Source organism: Flavobacterium sp. (genome assembly GCF_035760125.1).
Lineage (GTDB): Bacteria > Bacteroidota > Bacteroidia > Flavobacteriales > Flavobacteriaceae > Flavobacterium.
The window spans coordinates 1-9,097 of the sequence record NZ_DASTTN010000309.1; the positions used below are offsets into that span (position 1 = coordinate 1).

8 protein-coding genes and 1 pseudogene are annotated in these 9,097 nt (G+C 37.0%); all 9 read left to right on the forward strand.

The annotated features are described in order from the left end of the window. Positions 1 to 141: pseudogene (locus VFS71_RS11055) on the forward strand (argininosuccinate synthase); the annotation flags it as partial. Then, positions 134 to 1,111 (forward strand): N-acetyl-gamma-glutamyl-phosphate reductase, encoded by a 978-nt coding sequence (argC, locus tag VFS71_RS11060; RefSeq protein ID WP_326401290.1) that lies wholly within the window; start codon positions 134 to 136, stop codon positions 1,109 to 1,111. The pseudogene VFS71_RS11055 and the gene argC, both read left to right, overlap by 8 nt. A gap of 86 nt (positions 1,112 to 1,197) precedes the next feature. Continuing rightward, the gene (locus VFS71_RS11065) at positions 1,198 to 2,337 is read left to right on the forward strand and encodes an aspartate aminotransferase family protein (RefSeq protein ID WP_326401282.1); all 1,140 of its coding nucleotides are present in this window, start codon (positions 1,198 to 1,200) and stop codon (positions 2,335 to 2,337) included. A 115-nt stretch (positions 2,338 to 2,452) separates the two neighbouring features. Then, positions 2,453 to 3,649: a glutamate-5-semialdehyde dehydrogenase gene (locus VFS71_RS11070; RefSeq protein ID WP_326401283.1), complete on the forward strand. Its 1,197-nt coding sequence runs from the start codon at positions 2,453 to 2,455 to the stop codon at positions 3,647 to 3,649. A 114-nt stretch (positions 3,650 to 3,763) separates the two neighbouring features. Continuing rightward, positions 3,764 to 4,525, forward strand: a complete 762-nt coding sequence (gene proB / locus VFS71_RS11075) for a glutamate 5-kinase (protein WP_326401284.1) — start codon at positions 3,764 to 3,766, stop codon at positions 4,523 to 4,525. 73 nt (positions 4,526 to 4,598) lie between these two features. Continuing rightward, positions 4,599 to 5,552: an N-acetylornithine carbamoyltransferase gene (locus VFS71_RS11080; RefSeq protein ID WP_326401286.1), complete on the forward strand. Its 954-nt coding sequence runs from the start codon at positions 4,599 to 4,601 to the stop codon at positions 5,550 to 5,552. A gap of 2 nt (positions 5,553 to 5,554) precedes the next feature. Then, positions 5,555 to 6,331: an acetylglutamate kinase gene (argB, locus tag VFS71_RS11085; protein WP_326401287.1), complete on the forward strand. Its 777-nt coding sequence runs from the start codon at positions 5,555 to 5,557 to the stop codon at positions 6,329 to 6,331. Between the two features lie 55 nt (positions 6,332 to 6,386). After that, positions 6,387 to 7,457 (forward strand): M20 family metallo-hydrolase, encoded by a 1,071-nt coding sequence (locus VFS71_RS11090; RefSeq protein WP_326401288.1) that lies wholly within the window; start codon positions 6,387 to 6,389, stop codon positions 7,455 to 7,457. Between the two features lie 154 nt (positions 7,458 to 7,611). Next, a complete protein-coding gene (argH, locus tag VFS71_RS11095) occupies positions 7,612 to 8,892 on the forward strand; it encodes an argininosuccinate lyase (protein WP_326401289.1) in 1,281 nt (426 codons plus the stop codon). Positions 8,893 to 9,097: the final 205 nt, after the last annotated feature.

Sequence of the window (9,097 nt, forward strand, 5' to 3'; positions counted from 1 at the left end):
AATGATTTGATGAATACTGGTTTTGGTCAATATGGGGAAATGAACAATGCTTGGACATCCGACGATGCGAAAGGATTTATCAAAATTTTAGGGAATGCCCAAAACATATTTTCATCTGTAAACAATGAAAGCTATGATTAATGTTGGAATAATTGGAGGTTCAGGTTATACTGCGGGAGAACTCATCAGAATATTGATGTTTCACCCTAATGCAAAATTAGATTTTGTATACAGTACAACTAATGCTGGTAAACCGCTTTCAGTAGCGCATCACGATTTGTTGGGTGATATCGAAATGAACTTTACCGATGCTGTAAACCCTAATGTAAATGTGGTTTTCTTGTGTTTAGGACACGGGAAATCGAAAACATTCTTGACCGAAAATCAGTTTGCGAGCCATACCAAAATCATTGATTTAGGAAATGATTTCAGATTGCATAAAGATGAAATTTTTGACGGTAAAAAATTCATTTACGGCTTACCGGAATTGAATAAAGCAGCGATTAAAAACGCTCAGTTTATCGCCAATCCGGGTTGTTTTGCCACTGCGATTCAATTAGCTTTATTGCCTTTGGCTGAAGCCAAATTATTGAATAGCGATGTTCACATCAACGCCACAACAGGAAGCACTGGAGCTGGAGTTGGACTTTCGGAAACTTCGCATTTTAGTTGGAGAAACAACAATATGTCGCATTACAAGGCTTTTGATCACCAACATTTGGGAGAGATTTCAGAAAGTTTACATCAATTGCAGGATGATTTCAAAAACGAATTGCTTTTCATTCCAAATAGAGGGGATTTTCCAAGAGGAATTTTTGCAACATTATACACCAATTGTAACGAAAGACTGGAGAATCTTGTGGCTAAATACGAAGCGTTCTATAAAAACCAACCTTTTGTAACGGTTACCACAACTGGTATCAATATGAAACAGGTGGTTCAGACAAATAAATGCATTATTAGTTTAGTAAAAAAAGGAAACCGGATTTTGATTACCTCGGTAATCGACAATTTAGTCAAAGGCGCCTCGGGACAAGCCATTCAAAACATGAATTTGATGTTTGGATTGGAAGAAAGTACGGGATTGCATTTGAAACCAAGCGGATTTTAATATTAAGTTGATGATTGTTGGTCAATAGTTGATGGAAGCAACAACTTAACCAACAACCAGCAACAATCAACCAAAAACTAAAAAAAATGAACTTATTTGACGTTTACCCATTATACAACATCACTCCTGTAAAAGCCATTGATTGCACAATTACAGACGAAAACGGTGTAGAATATTTAGATTTATATAGTGGCCACGGAGTAATCTCCATTGGACACACACAACCTGATTATGTAGCCAAATTGAAAAATCAATTGGATAACCTCGGGTTTTATTCGAATGCCATTCAAAATCCATTGCAGGTGGAATTGGCAGAGAAATTAGGCAAACTTTCAGGATGCGAAGAATATAGCTTATTCTTGTGCAGTTCTGGGGCTGAAGCCAATGAAAATGCATTGAAACTGGCTTCTTTCCACAACGGAAAATCTAGAGTGATTGCTTTTGACAACTCTTTTCACGGAAGAACTTCGGCTGCAGTCGCTGTGACTGACAACAAAAAAATTGTCGCTCCAATCAATGCGCAGCAAGTGGTTACTTTTTTGCCTTTAAACAACCTTGATTTGGTGGAAGCCGAATTGAAAAAAGGAGATGTTTGTTCTGTTATTATTGAGGGAATACAAGGTGTTGGCGGATTGGACGAAGGAACAACCGAATTTTTCCAAGGATTAGAAAAACTTTGTAACCAATACGAAGCAGTTTTGATTTTGGACGAAGTACAATCGGGTTATGGAAGAAGCGGGAAGTTTTTCGCTTTTCAACACCATAATATCAAACCGGACATTATTACGCTTGCCAAAGGAATGGGGAATGGTTTCCCAATTGGTGGTATTTTAATTGCTCCAAAATTCACCGCTAGTCATGGATTACTGGGAACTACCTTTGGAGGAAGTCACCTTTCCTGTGCAGCTGGAATCGCAGTTTTGGATGTAATCGAAAAACAAAAATTGATAGACAATGTAAATGACGTTTACGCTTATTTCCTTGAAGCCATCAAACAAGTTCCTGAAGTTGTTAAAGTAAAAGGGAAAGGATTGATGTTGGGAGTAGAATTTGATTTTGAAGTGGCTGCCTTACGTAAAAAACTGATTATCGAAAAATTTATTTTCACAGGAAGTGCCAACAATAAAAATCTATTGAGAATTCTTCCTCCTTTGACGGTAAAAAAAGAAGCTATCGATACTTTTATAATTGCTTTGAAAGAAAGCTTAGCTGAATTGAAAGCATAATTTTTCAATAAACCTTTGTCAAGGTTTTTAACTTTGACAAAGGTTACCAAATAAATTAAGCAAAAGTTTATTCTTTTTTTAAAAGCATAAACGCTAACCAATAACCAAAAAACCAATGAGTCATTTATTATCCATAGAAAAAAGAAACGCGGTTCTGAATCGAATGGCTGTACTCTTAGAACAAGAAAGAGCCAACATTAAAGCGATTAATCAACAGGATTTAAATAATTATTCTGGAGAGGATTTGGCTATGGAGAAACGTTTATTGGTTGATGATGCCAAAATTGACGGAATGATTTTGTCTATGCAACAATTGGCTAGCCAAGAAGATCCTGTCGGGCAAATTCGTTTTGATTTCACTCATGAAAACGGAATGAAAGTAACCAATAAAACAGCTGCTTTCGGAACAATAATGATTATTTATGAATCCCGTCCTGATGTAACGGTTGAAGCGGGAGGAATTGCATTCAAATCCGGAAATAAAATCTTATTGAAAGGAGGAAAAGAATCTTTGTTATCCAATTTGAAAATTGTTTCTCTTTGGCACCAAGCTTTAGAGGAAAATGAAATTGATACAAATTGGGTAGAATACTTGAATTACAACCGTGCCGAAACTCAAGCATTTTTAGAAAAACCAACACAAAAAGTCGATTTAATTGTACCTCGCGGTGGTGAAAAATTAATTGAATTTACTAAAAAACATGCTACTTGTCCTGTTATAGTAAGCGGACGAGGCAATAACTTTGTTTACGTAAATCAAGAAGCCGATTTGAAAAAAGCACTTGACATTATCATCAACGGAAAAACAACCAATATTGGTGTTTGTAATGCTTTAGACAAGGTTTTGATTGATACTAAATTACCTAATTGGCAAGTTTTCGCAACGGAATTGGTAGCTGAATTAAAAAAATATAATGTTGAAATTTTAGGAGATACCGCTTTCGCAAATGCGACTCAGGTGCCTACAATTGAAAACGAGGAAATTTGGTACGAAGAATTCTTGAATTATAAAATTGTTATTGGAATCGTAAATTCTGATGAAGAAGCAATTGAAAAAATAAACAAATATTGTGGAGGCCATTCGGCTTCTATAATTACTCAAAATGATACCGTTGCCCAAGAATTTATGGAAAATGTAGATTCTGCAGCAGTATATCAAAATGCCTCTACCCGATTCACTGATGGTGGTCAATTTGGTCTTGGCGGAGAATTGGCAATCAGTACCGATAAGCTCCATCAACGGGGGCCAATTGGATTACAGCATTTGGTCACCAATAAATGGTATGTTTATGGTGATGGACAGATTCGATAGGAAGATTGCAGTTCCTATAATTATCGGGATAGATTTTAGATTGCAGATTGTTGACTTCAGATTCAAAGAGGAAACTTAGGATCTTAGCAACTCAGAACCTTAGAGACTAAAAAAATGACTAAAAAAAGAATACTATTAAAGTTAGGCAGCAACACCTTAACCAAAGAAACCAATCACATTTCGAGAGGAAAGATTGAGGATATTGGAATGCAAATTGCCGCTTTACAAGACAAATATGAGTTTATCATTGTGAGTTCAGGAGCGATTGCTGCTGCCAAACAATTCGTAAAACTGGAAAATCAAGACGAAGATGTTTTTGTAAAACAAGCTTTGGCCTCGATTGGTCAGCCTCATTTGATGCGGATTTATCACGAAAACTTCAGTGATTTGGGACTGCTCACTTCGCAATGTTTGTTGTCATATTCTGATTTTGAAAAAGAACAATCGAAAGTCAACATAGTAAATACCATTAATGTATTAGTCAAAAATAATTACATTCCGATTATCAATGAAAATGATACTGTCGCAACAGATGAAATCAAATTTGGGGATAATGATAAATTGGCGGCATTGGCAGCTGTTTTGTTAAATGTTGATATTCTGATAATTGCCACCAACACCAACGGAATTTACACCAAATCGTCAATTCACGATGAAGTGCCGGAAACGATAGAACTTGTAACCGATTTATCACTGTTGCAAAAGGAAATAGGTGACAAAAAATCATCTCACGGAACAGGTGGCATGCAATCCAAAATCGATTCGGCTGCCATTGCCAAGGATGCTAATATTGAAACTTGGATTGTGAATGGACTCGAAGATAATTTTATGTTGAAAGCATTGAATAATGAAATTGCTTTTACAAAGATTGTGTAAAAATGTTCATTTGGTTAATCGTTAATTCGATTAATCGATTAAACAAATAAACGAATAAACTAAACAAAAAGCTATGAACTACACTTCTATAAAAGAAATAGATTCGCTCAAAAAATGGGTGAAGCAAGCCATAAAAATCAAAAAAAATCCGCTTAAAAACAAGAAACTGGGAAAAAACAAAACCTTGGGAATGTTGTTTTTCAATTCGAGTTTGAGAACTCGTTTGAGTACACAAAAAGCGGCACTAAACTTGGGTATGAACGTGATGGTAATGAACTTTGGCAGTGAAGGCTGGACTCTCGAGTTTGAAGACGGAACCATTATGAACCAAGGTGCTTCTGAACACATCAAAGAAGCGGCTGAAGTGGTTTCACAATACTGCGATATTATTGCCATCAGAGCTTTCGCAGGTTTGGTTGACAAAGAGAAAGACAATGCCGAAACAGTAATGAATGGTTTCTTGAAATATGCCACAGTACCTATCCTAAATATGGAAAGTGCCACAGGACATCCGCTGCAATCCCTTGCTGATGCAATCACAATGGAGGAAAACAAAACCAAACACAGACCAAAAGTAGTTCTTTCGTGGGCTCCTCATCCTAGAGCATTGCCTCAAGCTGTTCCCAATTCATTTGTAGAAATGATGCAATTGCAAACCGAAATGGATTTTGTGATTACACACCCAGAAGGCTACGAACTCAACCCAGAAATCACCAAAGATTCTAAAATCGAGTACGACCAAGACAAAGCTTTTGAAAATGCCGATTTTATATATGCCAAAAACTGGAGCAACTATAAAGAATACGGAAAAATCACTAATTCAGATCCAAATTGGACAATTACAGCCGATAAAATGAAACTGACCAACAATGCCAAATTCATGCATTGTTTACCAGTTAGACGTAACGTAATTGTGACTGATGAAGTAATCGACAGCGAAAATTCTATTGTAATTCAACAAGCCAATAACAGAACGTATTCGGCTCAATTGGTTCTACAGAAAATTTTGAAAAAATTAAACAAATAATAATGACTCCATTATCAATCATTAAAATTGGTGGTAACATCATCGACAATTCATCAGAATTAAAACAGTTCCTTGCTGATTTTTCTAAAATTGAAGGATATAAAATACTTGTTCATGGTGGCGGAAAATCGGCAACTAAAATGGCTCAAAGTATTGGATTAGTTCCTCAAATGATAGATGGACGCCGTATTACAGATGCCCCAATGCTGGATGTGGTAGTGATGATTTATGCGGGTGAAATCAACAAAAATGTAGTTGCACAATTACAAGCAAACAATACCAACGCCGTAGGATTTTCGGGTGCCGATGGTAATTTGATTTTGTCAACAAAAAGAAATCACCCAACAATTGATTATGGTTTTGTGGGCGATGTTCAAAAAGTGAATACCCCTTTATTGGAAACATTGCTAAAAAGCGGTATAACACCTGTATTTTGCGCCATCACACACGATGGAAAAGGACAATTATTGAACACCAATGCCGATACGATTGCCAGTGAATTGGCCATCGCATTATCTGAAGTATTTGAAGTTACTTTGACCTATTGCTTCGAAAAACCGGGAGTTTTGTATGATGCCGAGGATGACAGTTCAGTAATCGAACAAATCAACCACGAATTATACGCCAAATTAAAAGCCGAAAAAGCGATACATTCAGGGATGATTCCTAAATTAGACAACTGTTTCAACAGCTTGTCCAAAGGTGTTCAGAAAATAAAAATTGGTCACCACAGAATGTTACAAAATTCTGAAGTTGTGCACACCAGCATTGAATTATAAAAACACTAACAGACCTAACAAGTTTTAAAAGCTTATTAGGTCTCAGTAGAAAAATATGAAAAACATAGAAACCCTAACACAAGAAGCCATTGCGTTATTAAAATCACTTATTGAAACTCCTTCCTTTTCGAGTGAAGAAGATCAAACAGCGCTTTTAATCGAAAATTGGTTCAAGCAAAACAGCATTCCATTCGAGCGGGAAAATAATAATATTTGGGCTTTCAATCAGCATTTTGATAAATCCAAACCAACACTGTTACTCAACTCCCATCACGATACCGTAAAACCGAATCAAGGTTACACGAACGATCCGTTCAAAGCCATCGAAAAAGACGGTAAATTATACGGATTGGGCAGTAATGATGCAGGAGGCTGTTTGGTTTCCCTTATGGCGACTTTTGTTTATTTTTATGCCAAAGAAAACCTTTCCCACAATATTGTGATGGTAGCCTCTGCCGAAGAAGAAAGCAGTGGCAAAAAAGGCCTTAACAGTGTTTTGAAACATTTACCTGAGTTGGATTGCGCCATTGTTGGCGAACCTACATTAATGCAATTGGCTGTGGCCGAAAAAGGCTTATTAGTACTCGATGTTGTCGTAAAAGGAACTGCAAGCCACGCGGCTCACAATAACCCTGACAATCCAATTTACAATGCAATACCTGCTATCCAATGGTTCAACAGCTACCAATTCGAGAAAGTATCGGAAGTTTTAGGACCAGTAAAAATGACCGTAACCCAAATCAATGCAGGAAAGCAACATAACGTAGTTCCAGCCGAATGCCATTTAGTGGTTGATATTCGTGTCAATGACTGTTATAGCAATGTCGAGATTTTAGAAACAGTCAACAAGAATCTAACTGCGCAAATAACACCGCGTTCGATGCATTTGAACGCCTCGTCCATTCCAGTTTCACACGGTTTGGTACAAGCCGGAATCGCATTGGGAAGAACAACCTATGGCTCGCCTACCCTTTCGGATCAGTCGGTTTTGAGCTGTCAGTCCTTGAAACTTGGCCCGGGAGAATCCCTGCGGTCTCACTCGGCAGACGAATTTATATATGTAAACGAAATTGAAGAAGGAATCCAATTGTACATCAAAATACTTGGAGACTTTTTAAAGAACTAAAATAGTTTTTAGGAGCTAATCCCGCTATACGCTGCAATCTTGTGTGCCGAACCCCGGCCCACAAGGATTTTCACTGCTATCGGGGCTAAAAAACACATAACAACAAAAGTTTAGGTCTAAAAATCTAACAATCCAAACATCTAAAAATCCAATTATGAAACTTTGGGAAAAAGGAATACCAACCGACAAGCAAATTGAACATTTTACGGTAGGAAACGATAGAGAACTTGATTTGGTTTTGGCCAAATATGATGCTTTAGGCTCCATTGCTCATGCTAAAATGTTGGGCCAAATCGGGCTTTTAACCGATTCTGAGACCGATTCTCTGGTTTTGGCACTGGAAGACATCATTGCCGACATTCAAAAAGGCAATTTCGAAATCGAAGACAGTTTTGAAGATGTTCACTCTAAAATCGAATATTTACTGACGGCAAAACTTGGCGATGCCGGAAAAAAAATCCACACCGCACGTTCCCGTAACGATCAAGTTTTGGTCGATGTAAATTTGTACTTAAAAGATGTGGTCAAAGAATTGAAAGAGCAGGTAAAAACGCTTTTTGATTTAATGATGGAATCGGCAGAGAAACATCAAAACGTATTGTTGCCAGGTTACACACACCTTCAAATTGCAATGCCATCTTCTTTCGGAATGTGGTTTTCAGCCTATGCAGAAACCTTGATTGACGACATCTCAATGCTGAATGCCGCTTTGAAAATCGTTGACCAAAATCCGTTGGGCTCAGCAGCTGGTTACGGAAGTTCATTCCCAATCAACAGAACTTATACCACACAAGAATTAGGTTTTGAAACCTTAATATACAATTCGGTTGCCGCACAAATGAGTCGTGGGAAATCAGAGAAGACAGTCGCTTTCGCAATGAGCAGTGTGGCTGCTACGCTTTCTAAATTCTCTATGGACGTATGTTTATATATGAGTCAAAATTTTGATTTCATCGGTTTACCATCGCATCTTACTACCGGTTCCAGTATTATGCCACACAAGAAAAACCCTGATGTTTTCGAATTGATTCGCGGTAAATGTAATAAGATTCAAGCCTTGCCTTATGAAATCACTTTGATAACCAATAACCTTCCAAGCGGTTACCACAGGGATTTACAGCTCTTGAAAGAAGGATTGTTCCCTGCTATTCAAAACTTGAAAGCTTGTTTGGATATTGCTATTTTCTCTATCAAAGACATAACGGTAAAAGACAATATTTTGAATGACCCAAAATACAATTACCTCTTTACGGTCGATACTTTAAACGAAATGGTTGTAGCTGGAATGCCTTTTAGAGATGCTTACAAAGCTGTTGCGGAACAATTGGAGAACGGAACCTATCAATCTCCTAAAGAAACTAAACACACGCATGAAGGAAGTATCAATAACCTTTGTTTGGAAGAAATAAAGAATAAAATGAAGAGTGCATATTAATTCAAAACCAATCAAGCAAAAAGAGGCTGTCTCAAAATAGATAACCTCTTTTTTTATGCTTTTTTGATTCTTTCCAGATGAAAAATAAAGAAAATTCTAAAAAATGGCACCTCCATCCCAGATTCTTACCTGTTCTAAATAAGCCTCACTTCATCATTAATTAGTACTAAAAATTCTATATATTTGAGAGATTTCTTAAATATAT